The following is a 20,655-nucleotide window of genomic DNA, read 5'->3' as shown; positions in this document are numbered from 1 at the left end:
TGCCGCCCGTGACCGACCTGGCCGGCCGCCGAGCGAAGATCATGCTACCCGAACGACAAGGGCCCTCCCGCGCCGTTTATTCCGGCGTGGAAGGGCCCTCGGGCGACAACTAGACCCGCAGGTAGAAGCGCAGGGTGACCCAGGCGGTGACCGCGCTGATCAGGCCACCGACGCCAGCCATCACCGGGAAGGTCAGGAACACCTCGCCCCAGCTCACCGGTGCGAAGAGCCCTTGTAGGGCGCTGAGCGCACCGTCGAAGAGGAATATCTTGAGGGCGATCAGGGCGCCGAGGCCCAGGATCGAGCCGATCAGGCCGGCGACCACCGCCTCCAGCACGAACGGCGCCTGGATGAACCAGTTCGACGCGCCGACCAGCTTCATGACCGCGACCTCACGCCGCTTGCTGTACGCGGCGACCTGAATGGTGTTGGCGACCAGCAGCAGCGCGGCGACCGCCATCGCGATCGCGGCGACGAGCGCGATGTTCTGCCCGGCGGTGAAGAGGTTGAAGATCTTGTCGAGCACCTGACTCTGGTCGACGACCTGGTCGACGCCCTCGACCGCCGTGTACTGGTCGGAGATGGTCTTGTACTCCTCCGGGTTGACCAGCTTGAGCCGGTACGACTCCGGAAGCTGGTCGGCCTTGACCGCGCTGAGCAGGTCCGGCGAGTCCCGGAACATCTCCTGGAAGCGCTGGAAGGCCTCGTCCTTGTTGACGTACGTGACCTGTGAGACCAGCGGGTCGGACTCCAGCTGCGTGGCGATCGCGCTGCGCTGCTCTTCCGTCACCTCGGCGTCCAGGAAGATCGAGACCTCGATGTTCTCGAAGTACAGCTGCTTCATGTCGGCGACCTTGGTGTAGATCAGGCCGCTGGCACCGAGCATGGTCAACGAGACCGCCATCGTGATGATCATCGCGACGGTCATGGTCACGTTGCGCCACAGTCCGACCAGTACCTCGGACATGACGTATTTCATCCGCATCGGGATTTCCTCCGGCTCTCCGGCGTGAGGTGTTCGTCGTCAGATCGGGGTGCGGTGGGTAGGGCCGTCACCCGTAGACGCCGCGGGCCTGGTCGCGAACGATACGGCCGCTCTCGATCTCGATGACGCGACGGCGCATCTGGTTCACGATGTTGGAGTCGTGCGTGACCATCACGACGGTGGTGCCGGTGCGGTTGATCCGGTCCAGCAGGCGCATGATCTCGATGGAGGTGTCCGGGTCCAGGTTTCCGGTCGGCTCGTCCGCCAGCAGGATCAGCGGCCGGTTCACGAACGCCCGGGCCACCGCCACGCGCTGCTGCTCACCACCGGAGAGCTCGTGCGGGTAGCGGTGCTCCTTGCCGCCCAGGCCGACCAGTTCCAGCACCTCCGGCACGACCCGGCGGGCCACCGCCTTGGTCTTGCCGATCACCTCCAGCGCGAAGGCCACGTTCTCGTACGCGGTGCGGTTGGGCAGCAGCCGGAAGTCCTGGAAGACGCAGCCGATCGAACGGCGGAAGTGCGGGCGCTTCCAGGACCGCATCGACGTGACGTCCTTGCCGTTGACGACGACGCGTCCCTTGTTGGGAACCACCTCGTGCAGCAGCATCTTGACGATGGTGGACTTGCCGGAGCCGGATGGGCCGATGAAGAAGACGAACTCGCCCTTGTCGATCGACACGGACACGTTGTCGAGCGAAGGCCGCGACGCCTTCGGGTACGTCTTCGTCACTTGCTCAAGCTGAATCACGGGTGGTGAGTCTACGCCGTGTAACTGTCGTGCCAAGTCCCACGCCCCGCCGTTGCGGGGCAAGTCATCAAATCAGCACGTCAGGTGGAGATCGACGGCGCGCTCCGCCCACGATCGATCACGCACGGTCGCCGGCCAGTTGCTGCTGCTTGCGCCACCGGATCCCCGCCTCGATGAAGGAGTCGAGATCACCGTCGAAGACCGATCCCGGGTTGCCGGTCTCCTGCTCGGTACGCAGATCCTTCACCATCTGATAGGGATGCAGCACGTACGAACGCATCTGGTCGCCCCACGACCCGGCGGCGTCGGTCTTGAGCCCCTGGAGCTTGGCCTGCTCCTCCTGGCGCTTGCGCTCAAGCAGCCGGGCCTGGAGCACCCGCAGCGCGGAGGCCTTGTTCTGCAACTGCGACTTCTCGTTCTGACAGGTCACCACGATGCCGGTCGGGATGTGGGTGATCCGTACGGCCGAGTCGGTGGTGTTGACGCTCTGCCCGCCCGGGCCCGAGGAGCGGTAGACGTCGACCCGCATCTCGTTCTCGGGGATGTCGATGTGGTCGGTCTGCTCGACCACCGGCAGCACCTCGACCCCGGCGAAGCTGGTCTGCCGCCGCCCCTGGTTGTCGAACGGGCTGATCCGCACCAGCCGGTGGGTGCCGGACTCCACGCTGAGCGTGCCGTAGGCGTACGGGACCTTGACCGTGAAGGTGGCCGACTTCAGGCCGGCCTCCTCGGCGTAGGAGGTCTCGTAGACCTCGGTCGGGTAGCCGTGCCGCTCGGCCCAGCGCAGGTACATCCGCAGCAGCATCTCGGCGAAGTCGGCCGCGTCCACGCCGCCGGCACCGGCCCGGATGGCCACCAGCGCCTCCCGGGAGTCGTACTCACCGGACAGCAGCGTGCGGACCTCCATCTCCTGGATGGCCTTGGTCAGCCCGGTGATCTCGGACTCGACCTCGGTGAGCACCCCCGAGTCGGACTCCGCCTCGGCGAGTTCCAGCAGGACGTGCGCGTCGTCCAGCCGCGACCGCAGGCTGCCGAGCTTGTCGATCTCGCCGTTGACGTACGACAGCTGCGAGGTCACCTGCTGGGCACGGGCCTGGTCGTCCCAGAGATCCGGGGCGGACGCCTCCTGCTCCAGGCGGGCCTTGTCCGCGCGGAGACGGTCGAGGTCGAGCACCGCCTCGATGTTGCGCAGGGTGGCGTCGAGTTCCTTGAGCTGTTCGGCGAAGTCGGCAGCGGTCACGACAGACAAGGGTACTGCGCGGACGAGGAGTGAGCTTGCGAGCCCCGCAGTCCGGGCCAAACAAGCCCTGCGCGGACGAGGAGTGAGCTTGCGAGCCCCGCAGTCCGGGCCAAACAAGCCCTGCGCGGACGAGGAGTGAGCTTGCGAGCCCCGCACTCCGCGCCAAACAAACCCGCGGACGAGGAGGCGAGCCCGGCATCCGCCTCAGCCGGCAGCGGCGCTCTTGAGCCAGGACAGGGCGGCACGGTGGTACGCCACGGCGAACTCCAGCGCGCTGGCGTCGTACGTGTCGCCTTCCTTCTTGGCGTTCTTGACCTGCTCGCGGACTCGGGCCAGCGCGTCGGTGTGGTACTCGTTGGCTGCGGCCTGGAGGTTCTTGAGCTGGTTCGGGGAGTGCAGGTTCCCGAAGGCGATGCGCAGGGCGATCGGGTTGCGGATGGTGTCCCGCCCCGGATCCTCGGCGAGCCATCGGGAAAATGTCCGTTTTCCGGCTGCGGTGATCGCGTACGGCTGACTCATCCGCGGGCCGGGTTTACCCAATCGGACGAAACCCCGCTCGGCCAGCACCGGCAGCTCGCGGTAGACCTGGCTTCGGGTCATCGACCAGTACGGCGCCAGCCGGCGCTCGGCGGCGGCCATCAACTGGCCACCTGTCATGGGGCCCTCATGGAGCAGCCCGAGCAGGGCCGCCGCCGTGGGGTTCACTCCGGATTCCGCCATGCCCCTTACGCTGCCACTTTGCCGGGCCAGCGTCCAGGATTTCCCCTTTTCGCCACCGATTGGGGTTTCCTATGTGCACTGTCGGCGCGCGACGGTCCACCGAAGCCGGCCACCTGCCGCCTCCGGTCGTCCTCGACCGGCGACCGGAGGCGCGTACGGAAGGGCCCTCTCCCACACACGAGGCGTCGGTTGAGGGCCCTTCGTTACATCGTCAGCCCATGTGGGGGTAGGTGTGGTCGGTCGGTGGGACGAAGGTTTCCTTGATCGTCCGGGGGGACGTCCAGCGGACCAGGTTGTGCCAGGATCCGGCCTTGTCGTTGGTGCCGCTGGCCCGGGCACCGCCGAACGGCTGCTGCCCGACCACGGCACCGGTCGGCTTGTCGTTGATGTAGAAGTTGCCGGCCGCGTACCGCATCTTCTCGGCCACCGCGTCGACCACCCGCCGGTCGGTGGCGAAGATCGACCCGGTGAGCGCGTACGGGGCGATGGCCTCGGCCTGCGTGACCACCTCGTCGAAGCGGGCGTCGTCGAAGACGTGCACGCCGAGGATCGGACCGAAGTACTCGGTGGTGAAGGTCTCGTGTGCCGCGTCTTCGCATTCGAAGATCGTCGGGCGGACGAACCAGCCGACGGAGTCGTCGGCGGTGCCGCCGGCGATGATCCGGCAGCTGGCGTCGGAGGAGATCAGGTCCAGTGCGGCGGTGTGCCGGGAGTACGCCTTGTCGTCGATGACCGCACCGCCGAAGTTGCGGAAGTCGGTGACGTCGCCGTAGGCCAGCCCGTCGGCGGTCGCGGCCAGCCGGTCGCGCAGGCCGCCGCCCTCCCAGAGCGAGCGCGGGACGTACGCGCGGGAGGCGGCCGAGCACTTCTGCCCCTGGTACTCGAAGGCACCCCGGATCAGCGCCGTGTGCAAGGCGTCGACGTCGGCACTGGAGTGCGCGACCACGAAGTCCTTGCCCCCGGTCTCGCCGACCAGCCTCGGGTATCCCCGGTAGCCGGCGATGTTCTCCCCGACGGTGCGCCACAGGTGCTGGAAGACCTTGGTGGACCCGGTGAAGTGGATGCCGGCGAGGTCGGGATCGGCCAGCACCACGTCGGAGACCTCCTCGCCCCGGCCGGTCACCATGTTGATCACACCGGGCGGCAGGCCGGCCGCCTCGAACAGGCGCATGGTGAAGTGTGCGGCGAACTGCTGGGTCGGGCCCGGCTTCCACACCACCGTGTTGCCGAGCAGGGCCGGCGCCGAGGGCAGGTTCCCGGCGATGGCGGTGAAATTGAACGGGGTGACCGCGTAGACGAATCCCTCAAGCGGCCGGTGGTCGAAGCGGTTCCACACACCCGGCGACGACATCGGCTGCTCGGCCAGCAGGTTGCGGGCGAAGTGCACGTTGAACCGCAGGAAGTCGATGAACTCACAGGCCGAGTCGATCTCGGCCTGGACGGCGGTCTTCGACTGGCCGAGCATGGTGGCCGCGTTGAGGGTGTCCCGCCACGGCCCGGAGAGCAGTTCGGCGGCGCGTAGGAAGATCGCGACGCGCTCCTCGAAGGGCAACGTGCGCCAGCCAGGTGCGGCGTCCTTGGCGGCCTTGACCGCCGCTCGCGCGTCGTCGTGGGTGGCGTGACCGGTGACCCCGAGTACGTGCGCGTGCCGGTGCGGCTGCACCACCTGGATCGGCTCGCCGCCGGCCATCCGCTGTTCGCCCGCGATGGTCATCGGCAGGTCGATGCGCTCGGCGGCCAGCTCGGTGAGCCGCCGCTGGAGACGTTCTCGGTCGGTGCTGCCCGGCTCGTAGCTACGCACCGGCTCGTTACGTGGCTCGGGTACGGCGAACACGGCGTCCATCAGGGCTCCTGGCGATCTCGGCGGCGATGGCGAAACCAGCCCCGCGCTGGCGGGACCCGTGCCAATCCTCCCACGGCCAGCATCGGTCGATGACACCCCGGGCGCGCGTGGACCATTGATCACGAGGTGTTTCACGTTCACCGGAACCGATTCGTTCCCCCTTGCGAAACCTGACCGAAGAAATGCAGGCCGTGCGGGCTTGGGGCGCACCCGCGTCCCGGCCGCGTACGCTGGGTTGCCGGTGACGGTTGCGGCCCGGTCGGGCCCGGCGGCGAAGGGAAGACGATTGAGCAACGAGCCCGGTGGGCCGACCGCCGCTCAGCCCGACCAGTCCGACGCCGTCGATCCGGAACCGAGCGACCGGACCGCGGCCACCGACCCGGACCTCGGCGAGCACTCCGACGCCGCCGACCCACGCGCGGGCGACGACGTCGACACCAGCCGCCCGGCACCCGCACCGGCAACGACGGTGCTGGCGTTGCTGGCGACCGGCTGGCTGGCCGCGATGCTCTGGTCGACCCGGGAGGCGATCAGTTCGGCGACGGCCGGGGTGACCGCGGTGAGCCTGTCCGCCTTCGCGCTGCCCGGCGTGATCTCGGCCGCACTGGTGGCCGGGGCCGCCGTCGGGCTGGCCGCCGGCGAGCCGGTGGCCCGCCGGACCGAGCGGGTGACCCTGCGCTTCGCGGTGGCGATCGGCGCCGGGCTGCTGGTCGGGCTGCTCGCCGCACTCGCGATCGATCTCACCTACGCGGGTGACGTCACCACCCGCACGATCGCCGGCACCACGGCCGCCGCGGCCGTCATCGGTGGCGCGCTCGCCGGGGCCCGCGACGGTGCCGTGGTGGGTGCCGTGGCCGCCGCCGCGCTGGGCACCCTGGTCTTCGTGGTGGCCTTCAGCGTGGCCCGGGACCCGCTGTTCAACCTCTTCGGTGCCGGCGACAGCCAGCAGTCGCTTGTCGACGCGGCCAGTTGGGTCTCCCGGACCGAGTCCCTGCTGGCCGGGCTCGTCGCCGGGGGGTTGGCCTTCGGCTACCTCACCTGGGCCCGGCGACGAGCCGTACGGGACGGTGGGGCGGCTGGACCGCGCTGGCCGGCGTACCTGGTGGCGGGTGCCGGGCCCGGGCTCCTGCTGCTGCTCACCGAGGTGATCATCCGGATCGGTGGGCGTTCGCTCATCGACCTGGCCGCCGCGCTCAGCGAGGCGGACGCGGTCGCGCAGACCTCACTCGGTACGTCGCGGGTGGACAACGCCATCTGGGTGCTGTTCGTCGGCGCGCTGACCGCCGTGGTCAGTTTCGGCCGCACGCTCGGCGCTCCGGCCGACGACGAGGCGTAGCCGACGACCGGTGACCCGGACTGCGGTCAGCCTTCCGTGGTGGTGGCGCGCAGCAGCGACTCCAGTTCGCTGGGGTCGTACCACTCCAGCTCGTGGTCCTCGGCACCGTCGACGGTGAACTGGGCGTCCGGGTCACCGGCCAACGCCTCCAGCACCACCTCGACGGCGGCGGCCACGTCGTCCGCGGCGTCCACCCCGTCCACGTGCACGGCCGCGACGGCCGCGACCGGCACCGGGGCGAGCAACTCCACCACGCTGGAGCCGAGTTCACCGTCGCCCCGACCGATCGCCGTCGCGGGCAGGTCCGCCGAGACCACCACCCGTCGGCGCGGCGCGGCCGGGTCGTGCCGGATCAGTTGCAGCGCGTCCTGGGCGGCGCGGGTGAAGGCGACGTACTCCAACTCCTCCTCGTCGCCTTCGGCGTACCACTCGCGCAGCGTCGGGGTCACCGCGTGCGCCTGCGTCGCGGCGAGGCCGTGCTCCGGCAGCCTGGTCAGCATCGGCACGGTCGCCGGCACATAGACCCGGACAAGCTTGTCGGTCACCGTGGTCTCCCCGCTCTGCTCCGTCCGGCGGCGACACCGCCGGTTCGGCGTACGGTCCTGCCCGTTCGCCCTGACCGTCATACACCTCGTGTCGCCTCCGTGGAAGTTCCGGCGACGGGCCGGTGTGTCCCGCCGGGCGGGCGACGGATTGGTCGGCGGTCGGCCGCCGGTGGCAAACTGAGGCGAACGACGTCAACCAGGGGAGTTTCGGTGGAACCGAGGTTCCTGCTGCTGTCCGACGTGGCCACCGAGCTGAACGTGTCGGATTCGCAGGTCTACCACATGGTACGCAGCGGCGAGCTGCCCGCGATCAAGATCGGCGGCCGGGGACAGTGGCGGGTGGAACGGGCCCGCCTGGAGGAGTACATCGAGCGCAAGTACGCCGAGACCGCCGAGTGGGTGCGCGGGAACCCGTTGGCGGAACGCGATCCCGAGGAGCGGTAGGAGCTGCCACGGCATTGACCGTGGGCTCTGCCGTGCCCGACAATCGAAGCTGTCGAAGGCAAACGAAGGCAAACGTAAGCTTTGCTGGTTGGAGGCACCGCGATGACCGACCTCCGGCGACCCGGGCCGGCGCGCCCGCCCGTGCGGCTGCGACCGGCGCCCGCCTTCGAGCCGCCGTCCGTCGACGAGGACGCCGCCGGTTGGCCCCGCCCGGCCGACGGCCAGCTCGCACTCGACCTGTTCGCCACCGGCCGCCAGTGGCCCCGCGGCCGTAACCCCGAGGGGCAGCAGCTGCCGCAGGGGCCGCGCGCCCCGGCAGCCGACCGGTCAACCCGGGCATGCCGTGGTCGGGCGAGGCCGGGCGGCCCGCCGGTCCGGGTGCCGCCTGGTCCGGCCGCGAGCCGGCCCGGCAGCTACCTCCCGAGGCACTGACCACGGCCACGCCCGGGGCCACCCGGGTTGCCCACCGCTTCGTCGCCACCTGCCTGGAGGTGTTCAACGGGTTCCGGCCGCCGGTGCAGCTACGTCGTCAACTCGATCCGGCTCGGGTCGCGGTGCTGCTGCCCGAGCTCGCCCGGGCCACCGCTCGCGGGGCTCCGACCCGGCGGCGATCGCCGCGCCTGGGGTGCGGCTGCGCCGGTTGCGCGTCTGCGAGCCTCGCCCCACCGCAATCGAGGCCGCCGCCGTGCTCACCGGTGCCGGCGGTCGTAGCTGGGCGATGGCGCTCCGCCTGGAGCAACGCTGCGGCAACTGGTTCTGCACCGACCTGCGGGTGCTCTGACCGGCGCGCCCACGACCCGACGTCCACGGACGGGAGCCCGGACGAGATCGCGCCCGGATCTCGAGCGGATGGCCGTGTCCGCGCGGGGCGGTGGCCACCCGATCCGGGATCGGGCGCGATCTTCCGGAGTCGGGCCGGATCCCTAGCCGGCCGAGGTGCCGCCGGGCGCACCGTGGCAGCGCTTGTACTTGCGACCCGAGCCACAGGGGCACGGCGCGTTGCGGGACGGTCCGTTGCTGGCGGTCGCCTGCCCCGGTGCGGGCTGGCGGGAGTTGCCGACCGGGACCGCCGGACCACGCAGGCCACCGGCTGGACGCTGCGGCGCGGCAGGTGCCGTCCGCCCCGGCGCCGCCGGGGCGGCCTGGTCCGGGCGGCCGATGCCGAGCGCGGGAGCCCGCTGCTCCTCACGCTGCACCGCGATGCCACCGGAGCCGGCCTCACCGTCGATGGTCGGCGCGGAGTACTGAAGCCCCTGCTGCTGCGGCGCACGACCCAGGCCCTTGGCCCGGATCTCCACCGGCTTGTCCAGCAGCTGGACCTCCTCGGCCTCCGGCTCCGGCTCGTTGACCTGCACCTCGAGGTTGTAGAGGAAGCCGACCGTCTCCTCCTTGATGCCGTCCATCATGGTGGCGAACATGTCGAAGCCCTCACGCTGGTATTCGACCACCGGGTCGCGCTGGGCGTACGCCCGCAGCGTGATGCCCTCCTGGAGGTAGTCCATCTCGTAGAGGTGCTCACGCCACTTGCGGTCGATGACCTGGAGCAGCACCATCCGCTCCAGCTGTCGGGTGCCCTCGGCGCCGAGCTGCTCCTCCCGCCGGTCGTACGCGGCGTTCGCGTCCTCCTTCAGCCGGGCGAGCAGGAAGTCGGCGTCGATGCTGGCCCGCGACCCACCGGCCTCCTCCTCCAGCTCCTCGATGGTGATGCCCACCGGGTAGAGCTGCTTGAGGCTGGACCACAACTGCTCAAGATCCCAATCCTCGGCGTAGCCGTCCGAGGTGGCCCCCCGCACGTACGCCTCGACGGTGTCGTCGATCATGTTGCGCACCTGTTCGGAGAGATCCTCACCGTTGAGTACGCGCAGTCGCTCGGCGTAGATCACCTGGCGCTGCTTGTTCATGACCTCGTCGTACTTGAGGACGTTCTTCCGGATCTCGGCGTTCTGCCCCTCGATCTGGGCCTGGGCGCTCTTGATCTGGCGGGTGACCATCTTCGACTCGATGGGCACGTCCTCCGGGATGTTGAAGCGGTCCATGACCGCCTCCACCGCACCGGAGCGGAACCGCTTCATCAGCTCGTCCTGCAGGGACAGGTAGAACCGTGACTCGCCCGGGTCACCCTGCCGGCCGGACCGGCCACGCAGCTGGTTGTCGATCCGCCGGGACTCGTGCCGTTCCGTGCCCAGCACGTAGAGCCCACCGGCGGCGGCGACCTCCTCGGCCTCCGCGTCGCAGGCCTGCTTCCACTTCGGCAGCACCTCTTCGAGGGCCTTGTCGTACTCCTCGGCGTTCTCCAGCGGATCCAGTCCACGCTGGCGCAGCTCGTTGGCCGCGAGGAACTCGGGGTTGCCGCCGAGCAGGATGTCGGTGCCCCGGCCGGCCATGTTGGTGGCCACCGTGACCGCGCCCTTGCGACCCGCCTGCGCGACGATCTCCGCTTCCCGGGCGTGGAACTTCGCGTTCAGCACCGAGTGCGGGATGCCCCGGCGGGTCAGCAGCCGGGCCAGGATCTCGGAATTCTCCACCGAGACCGTGCCGACGAGCACCGGCTGACCTGCCTGGTGCCGCTCGGCGATGTCCTCGATCACCGCGTTGAACTTGGCCTGCTCGGTCTTGTAGATGACGTCGGCGCGGTCCTCGCGGATCATCGGCCGGTGGGTCGGGATGGTCACCACGCCGACCTTGTAGACCTTGTTGAACTCGCCCGCCTCGGTCTGTGCCGTACCGGTCATGCCGGCGAGCTTGTCGTAGAGGCGGAAGTAGTTCTGCAGGGTGATGGTGGCCAGGGTCTGGTTCTCCTGCTTGATCTCCACCCCCTCCTTGGCCTCGATCGCCTGGTGCATGCCCTCGTTGTAGCGGCGACCGTGCAGGATGCGACCGGTGAACTCGTCGACGATCAGGACCTCGCCGTCGCTGACGATGTAGTCCTTGTCGCGCTTGTACAGCTCCTTGGCCTTGATCGCGTTGTTCAGGTAGCCGACCAGCGGAGTGTTCACCGACTCGTAGAGGTTGTCGATGCCGAGCCGGTCCTCGACCTTCGCCACGCCCCGCTCGGTGACCGCGATGGTGCGCTTGGAGTAGTCGACCTCGTAGTCACCCGCGCCGTCCTTGCCCGCCTGGAGACGGGCCACCACCGCGGCGAACTCGCCGTACCAGCGGGCGGAGTGTTCGGCCGGGCCGGAGATGATCAGCGGGGTACGGGCCTCGTCGATCAGGATCGAGTCGACCTCGTCGACCACGGCGAAGTTGTGGCCGCGCTGGACCAGCTCCTCCTTCGACCAGGCCATGTTGTCGCGCAGGTAGTCGAAACCGAACTCGTTGTTCGTGCCGTAGGTGATGTCGCACTCGTACGCCGCGCGGTGCTCGGCGGCCGGACGGTTGGGCAGCACCACACCGACGCTCAGGCCGAGGAACTCGTGCACCCGGCCCATCCAGGCGGCGTCGCGCTGGGCCAGGTAGTCGTTCACCGTGACCACGTGCACGCCCTTGCCGGACAGCGCGTTGAGATAGACCGGCATCACCGAGGTCAGGGTCTTGCCCTCACCGGTCTTCATCTCGGCGATGTTGCCGAAATGCAACGCCGCGCCACCCATCACCTGCACGTCGTACGGCCGCTGACCGAGCACCCGGGCCGCCGCCTCCCGGCAGACCGCGAACGCCTCGGGCAGCAGGTCGTCCAGGGTCTCGCCGTCGGCGAGACGCTCCCTGAACTGCTCGGTCATGTCGCGCAGCTCATCGTCGGTGAGGTTGACGTAGTCGTCCTCGATCGAGTTGACGGCGGCGGCGATCGCCTTGAGGCGGCGCACCATGCGCCCCTCGCCCGCACGGAGGACCTTTTCCAGAATCGACACGGATCAACGCTCCCCTAGACAGTCTCGAACCATCGTAGGCGTTCCATCGGGCGGATGGTCACTGGTGGCGGTGGTCCGCCGCCGTGAAACCGACATAACACTCTCCGCTCTCGTTCGCGTCCCGGTTATCCGGTTACGCCGTGCGCGAACGATCCGGCACGATGACCCGGTGGAGCCCGTGGAGATCACCGAGGACGGTCTGCTGCTCCGGCCGTGGCGGGAGTCCGACGCCGACGCCGTGCACCGCGCCTGCCAGGATCCGGACATCCAACGCTGGACCACCGTACCTCGCCCGTACCGGCACGAACATGCGCAGAGCTTCGTCGCGGACCGCGCCCGTCAGTGGGAACTCGGCACCGGGGCGGCCTTCGCGGTCTGCGACGCCGCCAGCGGCGAGGTGCTCGGTGCCTGCGGGCTGAACACCATCGACCGCAGGCACGAACTCAGCGAGATCGGGTACTGGACCGCACCGTGGGCGCGTGGCCAGCGCGTCGCCGTGCGGGCCGTGCGGGCCGTCGCCCGGTGGTCCTTCGACGAGTTGAAGCTGCGCCGGCTGCTCTGGGGCGCACGGGTGGGCAACCACGCCTCCCGGCTGGTCGCCCTGCGCTGCGGCGTACGGATCGAGGGGCGGCTGCGGGCCGCCGACCCGGTGGGCGGCGCCCACGAGTGGTTCGGCACTCTGCTGCCCGGTGACGTACCAGCGCCCGGCGAGGTCGGCCCGGCCGGTCCGGGCACCCTGGACGCGCGTCGTGCCGCCGTCTTCGGTCAGCCGCAACCGACCCTGTTCGCCACCGCCGGCACGCACGAGCTGAGCCTGCGCCCGATGGAGGAGCGCGACCTCGACGCGATCGTCACCACCTGCCGGGACCCGGACACGCTGCGCTGGACGACCGTGCCGGAGGGGTACACGCGCGCGGACGCCGAGGATTTCCTGCGGTTCGTCCAGGGCACCTGGGCCGCCGGTACCAGCGCCAACTTCGTCCTCACCGACGCCGCGGACCGGTACGCCGGCTCGATCGACCTGCGGCTGTCACCGACCGACCCGCTGCTGGCCGACGTCGGCTTCATGACCGCGCCACCGGCCCGGGGGCGGGGTTACCAGCCGGCGGCGTTGGCGGCCCTGTGTGCCTGGGGTTTCACCACCCTCGGACTGGCCCGGATCGAATGGCGGGCCAACGTCGGCAACGTCGCCTCCCGGCGAGCCGCCGAGAAGGCCGGTTTCGCGATGGAGGGCACCGCCCGAGGAGCCCTCCACCACCGCGGTAACCGGGTCGACGCCTGGGTCGGTGCCCTGCTCGCGGAGGACCTGTCATGAGCGCAGCGCAGCGAAGGGCCGGCATGGGCGAGCAGCCGCGAGCGAATCATCAGTACAGCGAGCAGCGGATCGAGGCGTACGGGGTGCGGCTACGGCCGTTCCGCCTCGACGACGTCGAGGATGTCGCGGCCGGCTGCGCCGACCCGCTCACCCAGCGCTTCCTCGACGGGCTGCCCGACCCGTACACCGAGGCCGACGCACGGTGGTGGATCACGCAGGGTGCTCCGGCCGCCTTCGCCAGCGGTGGTGCCGCCTACGCCGTGGCCGACCCGACGACCGACCGGCTGCTCGGCACCGTGGGCCTGAGCAACCCGGTGCCGCAGCGGGGCCAGGCGGAGATCGGCTACTGGGTGGCACCGTGGGCGCGCGGTCGAGGGGTGACCACCGCCGCCACCCGTGCCCTGTCCGAGCACGCCTTCGCCGGCGGCACCGCCCGCCTGGAGCTGCTCACCCGCCCGGAGAACGCCATCAGCCAGCGGGTCGCGCTGGCCGTCGGTTTCCGACCCGAGGGGTACGCCGCTCCGCGACGCCCGCCCGGGGCGGCGACCGGCGGGACCTGACCGTGTGGGTGCGCCTCGCCGGCGACCCGCCCGGCCCGTCGGAGCGTCCACTGCCGGACCTGCCCGACGGCCGGCTCACCGACGGGGTGGTCGTGCTGCGCCGGCTCGGGCCGGACGACACCGAGCAGACCTACCGCCTGCACAGCGATCCGGAGGTGGCGGCCAGCCGGGTTCCCCCGGGAGCGCCAGCCCGGGAGGAGATCGAACGGCGGTGCGCTGGCGCGGAGGGGCAGTGGCTGGTCGGGACCGCCGCCGCGATGACCATCCTCGACGGTGCGTCCGGTGACTTCGTCGGCAACTGCACGCTCAACCACGACCAGCCCGCCAACGGCCAGGCGATGATCGGCTACAGCCTGCTGCCGCAGTGGCGCGGACGCGGCTACGCCACCCGCGCCGTACGGCTGCTCGCCCGGTGGGGGTTCGACCACGTCGGCCTGTCCCGGTTGTGGGCCGGCACCCTGCCCGAGAACGCCGCCTCCCAGCGGGTACTGGACAAGGCTGGCTTCCGGCGGGAGGGGCTGCTGCGCGGCCGACTGCCCGGCGCGGCCGGCAGCCGGGTCGACTCCACGGTCTACGGCCTGCTACCGACGGATCCGATCGGCTGACGAGGGCCGGTGGTGCGGGCGGGCGGCCCAGGCCGACACCGCGCCGGCCGCCCGGGTCGGTGATGCCGACCCGGGCCGCCGTGACGGTCAGATGTCCAGCGAGATGATGCCGTAGTCGTAGGCGTGCCGCCGGTAGACCACACTCGGCCGGCCGGATTCCTTGTCCTGGAAGAGATAGAAGTCGTGGCCCACCAGTTCCATCTGGAACAGGGCGTCGTCGATGGTCATCGGCTCGGCGGGGTGCACCTTCTCCCGGGCGATGTGCCACGGCTGGTCGTCGGCGTACTCCTCCTCGGGCCGCTCGGCCACCGCGGTGGCGCTGCTGGTCTGCGCGGCGGCGCTGCTGGTCTCCACGGGGCGGACAGCGCGGGAGGTCGGTCACCGGCAGGCCGGCGGTCGCGGCGGCGACCGAGAGCGGCGCGTGCCGGCCACGGTGTACCCGACGCCGGTCGGCCGCGCGCCGCAGCCGGGAGTCGAGCTTGGCGATCGCCGAGTCCAGCGCGCTGTAGAAGTCGCTGGTGCAGGCCTCGGCCCGGATCACCGGGCCACGGGAATAGCAGGTGATCTCCACCCGCTGGCAGTGATCGGCCTGGCGCGGATTGCGCTCGTGGAACAGTTCGACATCGACACGAATGAGCTTGTGGTCGTAGCGTTCGATCTTCGCAAGCTTGTCTGCTACGTGCACCCGGTAATGGTCCGGCACTTCGACGTTACGGCCCTTGACCACGATGTCCACGTGACCTCCCTCGTTCGGACGGTCTTCGATCCGGAAATCCGGTCGCGCCCGGGGGACGGCCCCATTCGGCGTCGACCGGTCAATGCGGCTACGCCTCCTCTCACCGCCGGGGGCGGGTGGGATGGCCTTCCTACCCCCGACAGCCAAACGCTAACTCCTGTTAGCCCGACAGTCACCCCCGGTCGCCAAGACCGGCCCGAGAATTTCCACACCTCGTACACGAAGGGGTGAAACGGAAACACGATCGGTCACTGTTGGTGCCTTTTCCGTGTCGCGGCCAGCACCGCCGCGCCGTACGGCGACAGCCCGCGCACAGTCAGCACCCGACTGACCGCCGCGAGGGTCGCTCCGGTGGTGACGATGTCGTCCAGCAGAACCACTGCCGACCCGGCAACCGCCGGACCGCGGCCCGAGCGGGCCCGGAAGGCCGACGTGGCCGCCGCCGCGCGCCCGGCGCTGTCCAGCGTGACCGAGTCCGGTCGGGGTCCGGCGCGTACCGCGTGGTGCACCCGCACCGGCCAGCCCGCGGCCCGCAACCGGCGGGCGCAGTGCCGGGTCAACCGGCTGAGGTGATCTCCGTAGCGGGCCCGGGCCGCCGTCGGGGTGTCCGGCACCGGCACCAGCAGCACCGGGCCCACCGCACCGACCGCCGCGGCGACGACCTCGGCGAGCAGCGCACCGAGTGGCCGGGCCAGACCGTGCCGGCCGTGATCCTTGTACGCCAGCAGCGTCTCCGCAGCGGCCCGCCGTACTCGCCCAGGGCATGGCAGGGCGGCAGATCCGGCGGGGCCGGGACCGGCCGCACCGGAGCCGGGCGCAGCGCCCGCAGCGCGGTGACGCAGTCCGGGCAGACCCCCTGTCGCAGCCCCGGTCGGCGTTGCCGGCAGCCGGCGCACTCGGTGGGCAGCACCAGGTCGGCCAGGTCAGCCCAGAGCCCTCCGGTCACGGCACTCAGTACAGGAAGACGGGTGCGGTCGGGTTGCCCGGACGCACACCGGCCGGCGGCGGGGTCACGTCCTGGACCTGGTCCCGGTTGATCCGGTCGAACGGGTTGCTGCGGTACGCGACCCCGTTCGCCTCGTACATGAACGAGCCGGCCAGCGGGGAGCGCTCGGCGATTGCGGGGTACGCGGCGAGGTGATCGACCTGGCTGCCGGTGTCCTCCCGCAGCGGGGTCTCCAGGGCGCCGTCCACGCTCACGTCGTAGATCGCCGGACGCCCGGCCGAGCCGGCCACCAGCAGGAGGTTCGCCGCCGACCAGTCCACCGCGGTGGCGTCGCTCAGCGAGCTGACCAACCGCCGGGCCGGGCCCACGGTGGGCACCCCACCCTCCCAGTTGATCGCGGCGACGTGCAGCGTGCCGTCGACGATCAGCGCGAGCCGGTGCCCGTCCAGGGCGGCCGCCACCGCGGTGACCCGGCCCGGCAGGCCGAGCTGGACCTGCCGTGTCGTCGCCTGGTTGTCGAAGCGGTAGAGCCGGCCGTCGGCCACCACCAGGCCGGCCGGCCGGGCACCGTCGCTGCGGATCCAGACCGGGCGGCTCATGGCGGCGTACCTGCTGGTGCCGGTGGTGAGGGTCTCCACCACGCCACCACCGCGGCCGACGGCCAGTCGCTGCCGCCCGTCCGCACCGGCCACCACCGCGGCGACCAGGACGTCGTTGTCGATGCGACGCAGCCCGGCGGAGACGATGTCGTGGTTCACCTCGGGTGCCAGCGGCACCGAGCCGGCGGCCTCGCCGGCCACGGTCAGCGAGTGGATGGCCCCCTCGTAGACGCAGTACCGCCGGGCGTTGACCTCGACCGGGTCCAGTGGATTCAGCCTGCGCTGCTCCGCGAGGTCGACGACCTTGCGGGACTGGTTGAGGATCTTCACCTCGACGGTTCCGTGCAACTCCCGCAGGGACCACGCCAACTGGGTGGCGAGCTGCTCCAGTCGCTGCTCGTCGGCGCCCGGCATGTCGAGGTTGACCTCCCACCGGCCGTCCGAGCCGGTGGCATTGTTGATCATTTCGGTACGGTCGGGCAGGCCGGCGACACCGATCCGCAGCCAGTCCGAGGGGCCGGCGGTCAACCACCGGATGACCTCGCTCACCCGCCGCTCCGGCGGCACGGCCGAGGAGAGGTACCGCTGGTCGGGCACGAGCTGGGTGCGGCCGGAGTTCCAGAAGTAGATCGCCTCCGCCTGGTAGTACCGGCGCAGCGCGTCGTCGCTGAGCAGCAGCACGTTCGGCGGGTCACTGACGTAGTACCCGGCGTCGTCCTCTCCGGTCGGACCGGCGCTCACCAGCCGGAACTCGTACGTCGACTCGGTGGCCACCGGCGGCACCAGCATCCCGTTGGCCCGCAGCAGGCCGACCTGCTGCACGCTGATGGTCACCTTCATGCTGTCCACGTCCGGTTCGATCACCGGATCGTCGGTGAGCCGTACCACCGACAGCGCCACCTCGCTGCCCTGCTTGTCCGGCAGCCCGTCGCGTTCGGAAGTCGCGATGAACCGCGTGACCCGCTCGTACGCCCGGTCGGGCTCGCCGGCCGCCGCGGCCAGGAAGTTGCGCACGAACGCCTCGGCGTCGCTACCGCTGGCCTCCCGCGTCGGCGGTTCGGTGCCGCGGCCCAGCGACCAGTTCGTCTCCGCGGCCGGCCCACGCTGCTCGATCTGTACCGCGCTGCGGTCCGGGATTCCGCAGCCGGCGGCAACGCCCAGCACCAGGACGCCACCGAGGGCCCCGGTCAGCAACCGTCGCCTCACGAGCCCACCTCCGCGCGCCGCTGCCCGGCCGACGGCGACGCGTCGGGTGCCGGGCCGATGGCCAGCGTGCCGGCCGGGCCCGGCCCGATGGCCAGCAGTCCACCTGCGGGCGCGCCGCCGAACGGCAGCGTGGCGTCGGCCGGTACCAGCCGCAGCGGCGAGGTGGTCAGCCGGTCACCGGCACGCGCCGGCAGGGTGAGCCGGAACTGGGCGCCCTGTCCCGGTGCGCCCCACGCCTCCAGCCAACCGCCGTGCAGTCGGGCGTCCTCCAGGCTGATCGACAGGCCCAGGCCGGTCCCCCCGGTCTGCCGCGCCCGCGACGGGTCGGCCCGCCAGAACCGGTTGAAGACCAGCTTCTCCTCGCCCGGCTTGAGCCCGACACCGTGGTCACGCACGGTCAGTGCGACGGCTGTGTCGTCCACGCCCAGCGTGATCCGCACCGGCCGGCCCTCGCCGTGCTCGACAGCGTTGCCGACCAGGTTGCGCAGCACCCGCTCGACCCGTCGCGGGTCGATCTCGGCGATCACCGGGGCGGCCGGGACGTCCAGTTCGATGGCCACCCCTACCCGCTCGGCCAGCCCGGTCAGCCGGTCGGCCACCCGGTGGACCACCGGCACCAGGTCGGTCGGCTCGGCGTCGAGCACCGCGAAACCCGCGTCGAACCGGCTGATCTCCAGCAGGTCGGTCAGCAGTTCCTCGAAGCGGTCCAGCTCGGCCTGGAGCAGCTCGGCGCTGCGCGCCACCGCCGGATCGAACTCGTCGCGTTCGGCGAAGATCAGGTCAGCGGCCATCCGTACCGTGGTCAGCGGGGTCCGCAGTTCGTGCGACACGTCGGAGGTGAACCGGCGTTGCAGTCGGGACATCTCCTCCAGCCGCAGGATCTGCCGTTGCAGGTTGGTGGCCATCTGGTTGAACGAGGCCGCGAGCAGCGCCAGGTCGTCCTCACCGTTGACGGCCATCCGCTGGTCGAGCAGGCCGGCCGAGAGTCGCTGGGCGGTCCGGGCGGCGACCCGTACCGGGATCACCACCAGGCGGGTCACCAGCGCGGCGAGCAGGCCGAGCAGCAGCACCAGGGCGACTCCGGTGGCCACCACGGTGGCCCGCGCCTGTGCGGCGGTGGTGTCCTGCAGGGTCAGCGGCACGAAGTAGTACAGCTCCACCTGACCGAACCGGGTCGGCACCGGCGAGCCGTAGACGAGGTACTTCGTCTCGGCGTCACCGGTGAGCCGGCCGGTACGGATCTGGTTGGCCACGTTGCCGTCGGCCACCGCGGCGCGCAGCTCGGGGCTGATCAGCGGCCGGACGTTCGCCGACGGTGAGGTGCGCGGCTCGATCACACCGGGCCAGTTGTCCGCGGTGAGGGCCACCACCACGCCGCTGTTCTGCTGGGGGTCGCCACCGGCCAGGTAGTTGACCGTGCCGTCGATCGTCTCCTGGAGCTGAGCCTCCTGGGGCTGGCTGTAGAGGCTGAACTGCTTGGCCGCGTACTCCGCGCCGTTGAGCAGCCGCAACTGGACGTCGGTCTTGGCGTTGTCCAGCAGAATGCTTGTGATCTTGTCAGCGATCAGGTAGGCGAAGCCCCCGACCAGCAGGCTGGACGTCACCAACGTTATGGTCACCACCCGCACCTGCAACGAGCGGCGCCAGGTCTGGTGCAGCCGCGCCAGTGATCGGGCCAGTCGGCCCCTCACCCCACGCCACAACTCCCACCCGGCGCCCTGCCGGCGGGAGGTCGGATCGAGATCGGGGATCGGGGAGGTGGCCACAGTGCGACCAAGGCTATCCGGTACCCGCCTTGTAGCCCACGCCGCGAACGGTGAGGATGATTTCGGGTCGCTCCGGATCCGGCTCGATCTTGGCACGTAGTCGCTGCACGTGCACGTTGACCAGCCGGGTGTCCGCCGCGTGCCGGTAGCCCCAGACCTGCTCCAGCAGCACCTCCCGGGTGAAGACCTGACGCGGTTTGCGGGCGAGCGCGACCAGCAGGTCGAACTCCAGCGGCGTCAGCTTCACCTCCTCGCCGTTGCGGCTGACGGTGTGCGCCGGCACGTCGATGGCGATCTGGTTGCCGGGCGGGCCGATGGTAAGCAGCTCCGGCGCGGCGTCCTCGCCCCGGCGCAGCCGCGCCCGCATGCGGGCCACCAGCTCCTTCGGCTTGAACGGCTTGACCACGTAGTCGTCGGCACCGGACTCCAGACCGAGGACGACGTCGACCGTGTCGCTTTTGGCGGTCAACATCACGATCGGCACTCCGGACTCGCCCCGGATCGCCCGCGCCACGTCGATACCGCTCATTCCGGGCAGCATCAGGTCAAGCAGGACGATATCGGGCCGACTGTCACGGAACGCGGCCAATGCCCGTTCCCCGTCCGCCACGAACGAGGGCATGAAGCCTTCGCTGCGCAGCACGATGCCGAGCATCTCGGCGAGCGCGGGGTCGTCGTCGACCACCAGTACCCGGGCTCTCATGGGGTTAATGGTTCCATCCCGTCAGTTCGGTGGGCTCGGCGTCACCCGCACGCTACTGCCGTCAGGTGGCCCGTGCCCAGCACCGCTCGGTTGTACCGCCCGCACGTGCCACCCCGGGGGCGGGTCTGCACCCAGGGCGACCGCGCGTGTCAACATGATCCCCGGGTGCGCCGCAGCGCGCCACCATCACCGCCTCCCAGGAGTACGCGTGCCCGACACAGGCCCGACCGTCGTACTCCCCGGCCGCCCGCTGACCACCGGCGAGCTGCTCGACTCCGCGGTGCTGCTGCTCCGCGGCCAGGCGCCGGTCCTGCTTCCCGTCGCCGCCGTGCTGGCCGCCGCCGAACAGCTCGTGCTGCTGCCCCTGCGGACCGCCGTGGGTGCCACCGCGCCGCTGTGGTGGGTGTCCGACACGAACGAGCTCGACACCTTCTGGTTCCTGCTCACCCTGGGCGCGGCGACCGAAGCGATGATCATTCTGCTGCTCGGCAACCCGGCCGCCCGCGC

Annotated in this window: 13 protein-coding genes and 5 pseudogenes; 6 read left to right on the top strand and 12 right to left on the bottom strand. The window is 70.8% G+C overall.

What is annotated here, in order from left to right; all coding sequences use genetic code 11:
• Positions 1–109: 109 nt before the first annotated feature.
• The 5 genes from ftsX to pruA all read right to left on the bottom strand — a co-directional run bounded on the left by ftsX (position 110) and on the right by pruA (position 5,536).
• A complete protein-coding gene (gene ftsX, locus ENC19_RS27320; RefSeq protein WP_164449936.1) occupies positions 110–985 on the bottom strand; it encodes a permease-like cell division protein FtsX in 876 nt (291 codons plus the stop codon).
• Positions 986–1,052: 67 nt separating this feature from the next.
• Entirely contained in the window at positions 1,053–1,733 is a 681-nt protein-coding gene (gene ftsE / locus ENC19_RS27315; protein ID WP_093406596.1) for a cell division ATP-binding protein FtsE, read from the bottom strand.
• A gap of 118 nt (positions 1,734–1,851) precedes the next feature.
• On the bottom strand, positions 1,852–2,973 hold the full coding sequence (gene prfB, locus ENC19_RS27310) for a peptide chain release factor 2 (protein ID WP_164449935.1): 1,122 nt from the start codon (positions 2,971–2,973) through the stop codon (positions 1,852–1,854).
• A gap of 204 nt (positions 2,974–3,177) precedes the next feature.
• Entirely contained in the window at positions 3,178–3,693 is a 516-nt protein-coding gene (locus ENC19_RS27305; RefSeq protein WP_164449934.1) for a PadR family transcriptional regulator, read from the bottom strand.
• Positions 3,694–3,904: 211 nt separating this feature from the next.
• Positions 3,905–5,536, bottom strand: a complete 1,632-nt coding sequence (pruA, locus tag ENC19_RS27300; protein WP_164449933.1) for an L-glutamate gamma-semialdehyde dehydrogenase — start codon at positions 5,534–5,536, stop codon at positions 3,905–3,907.
• Between the two features lie 286 nt (positions 5,537–5,822).
• Here pruA and ENC19_RS27295 point away from each other — a divergent pair, with 286 nt between their 5' ends.
• The gene (locus ENC19_RS27295) at positions 5,823–6,872 is read left to right on the top strand and encodes a hypothetical protein (RefSeq protein WP_164449932.1); all 1,050 of its coding nucleotides are present in this window, start codon (positions 5,823–5,825) and stop codon (positions 6,870–6,872) included.
• 26 nt (positions 6,873–6,898) lie between these two features.
• On the opposite strand, the gene ENC19_RS27290 is transcribed toward ENC19_RS27295, so the two are convergent.
• Positions 6,899–7,417: a DUF6912 family protein gene (locus tag ENC19_RS27290; RefSeq protein WP_164449931.1), complete on the bottom strand. Its 519-nt coding sequence runs from the start codon at positions 7,415–7,417 to the stop codon at positions 6,899–6,901.
• A gap of 210 nt (positions 7,418–7,627) precedes the next feature.
• Between ENC19_RS27290 and ENC19_RS27285 the strand changes: the two genes are divergently transcribed.
• Positions 7,628–7,861: a helix-turn-helix domain-containing protein gene (locus ENC19_RS27285; RefSeq protein ID WP_099847443.1), complete on the top strand. Its 234-nt coding sequence runs from the start codon at positions 7,628–7,630 to the stop codon at positions 7,859–7,861.
• A 338-nt stretch (positions 7,862–8,199) separates the two neighbouring features.
• Positions 8,200–8,642: pseudogene (locus ENC19_RS31610) on the top strand (Rv3235 family protein).
• Between the two features lie 142 nt (positions 8,643–8,784).
• On the opposite strand, the gene secA reads toward ENC19_RS31610, so the two are convergent.
• Positions 8,785–11,712: a preprotein translocase subunit SecA gene (secA, locus tag ENC19_RS27275; protein ID WP_164449930.1), complete on the bottom strand. Its 2,928-nt coding sequence runs from the start codon at positions 11,710–11,712 to the stop codon at positions 8,785–8,787.
• Positions 11,713–11,881: 169 nt separating this feature from the next.
• Between secA and ENC19_RS27270 the strand changes: the two genes are divergently transcribed.
• Both ENC19_RS27270 and ENC19_RS27265 read left to right on the top strand, forming a co-directional pair.
• Positions 11,882–13,027 carry a GNAT family N-acetyltransferase gene (locus tag ENC19_RS27270; RefSeq protein ID WP_164449929.1) on the top strand — a complete coding sequence of 382 codons (1,146 nt, stop codon included), beginning with the start codon at positions 11,882–11,884 and terminating at the stop codon, positions 13,025–13,027.
• A gap of 23 nt (positions 13,028–13,050) precedes the next feature.
• Positions 13,051–14,192 (top strand): annotated as a pseudogene (locus ENC19_RS27265) (GNAT family N-acetyltransferase).
• An 87-nt stretch (positions 14,193–14,279) separates the two neighbouring features.
• On the opposite strand, the pseudogene hpf reads toward ENC19_RS27265, so the two are convergent.
• The 5 genes and pseudogenes from hpf to mtrA form a co-directional block, all read right to left on the bottom strand.
• Positions 14,280–14,928 (bottom strand): annotated as a pseudogene (gene hpf, locus ENC19_RS27260) (ribosome hibernation-promoting factor, HPF/YfiA family).
• A gap of 248 nt (positions 14,929–15,176) precedes the next feature.
• Positions 15,177–15,838 (bottom strand): annotated as a pseudogene (locus ENC19_RS27255) (ComF family protein).
• A 41-nt stretch (positions 15,839–15,879) separates the two neighbouring features.
• Positions 15,880–17,679 (bottom strand): LpqB family beta-propeller domain-containing protein, encoded by a 1,800-nt coding sequence (locus tag ENC19_RS27250; RefSeq protein ID WP_164449928.1) that lies wholly within the window; start codon positions 17,677–17,679, stop codon positions 15,880–15,882.
• The gene (mtrB, locus tag ENC19_RS27245) at positions 17,676–19,445 is read right to left on the bottom strand and encodes an MtrAB system histidine kinase MtrB (protein WP_328824395.1); all 1,770 of its coding nucleotides are present in this window, start codon (positions 19,443–19,445) and stop codon (positions 17,676–17,678) included. Before mtrB ends, ENC19_RS27250 begins: the two co-directional genes overlap by 4 nt.
• 13 nt (positions 19,446–19,458) lie before the next feature.
• Positions 19,459–20,148, bottom strand: a complete 690-nt coding sequence (gene mtrA, locus ENC19_RS27240; protein WP_164449927.1) for an MtrAB system response regulator MtrA — start codon at positions 20,146–20,148, stop codon at positions 19,459–19,461.
• Between the two features lie 208 nt (positions 20,149–20,356).
• Between mtrA and ENC19_RS27235 the strand changes: the two are divergent.
• Positions 20,357–20,655 (top strand): annotated as a pseudogene (locus ENC19_RS27235) (hypothetical protein); the annotation flags it as partial.

Source organism: Verrucosispora sioxanthis, assembly GCF_010560025.1.
Taxonomy (GTDB): domain Bacteria; phylum Actinomycetota; class Actinomycetes; order Mycobacteriales; family Micromonosporaceae; genus Micromonospora; species Micromonospora palythoicola.
The sequence above is the reverse complement of the archived record's forward strand: the minus strand, read 5'-3'. Positions and strand labels throughout refer to the sequence as shown.

Coding starts and splice junctions, on each gene's coding strand:
- ftsX (WP_164449936.1), bottom strand. CDS start 985: ATGCGGATGAAATACGTCATGTCCGAGGTACTGGTCGGACTGTGGCGC.
- ENC19_RS27305 (WP_164449934.1), bottom strand. CDS start 3,693: ATGGCGGAATCCGGAGTGAACCCCACGGCGGCGGCCCTGCTCGGGCTG.
- pruA (WP_164449933.1), bottom strand. CDS start 5,536: ATGGACGCCGTGTTCGCCGTACCCGAGCCACGTAACGAGCCGGTGCGT.
- mtrA (WP_164449927.1), bottom strand. CDS start 20,148: ATGAGAGCCCGGGTACTGGTGGTCGACGACGACCCCGCGCTCGCCGAG.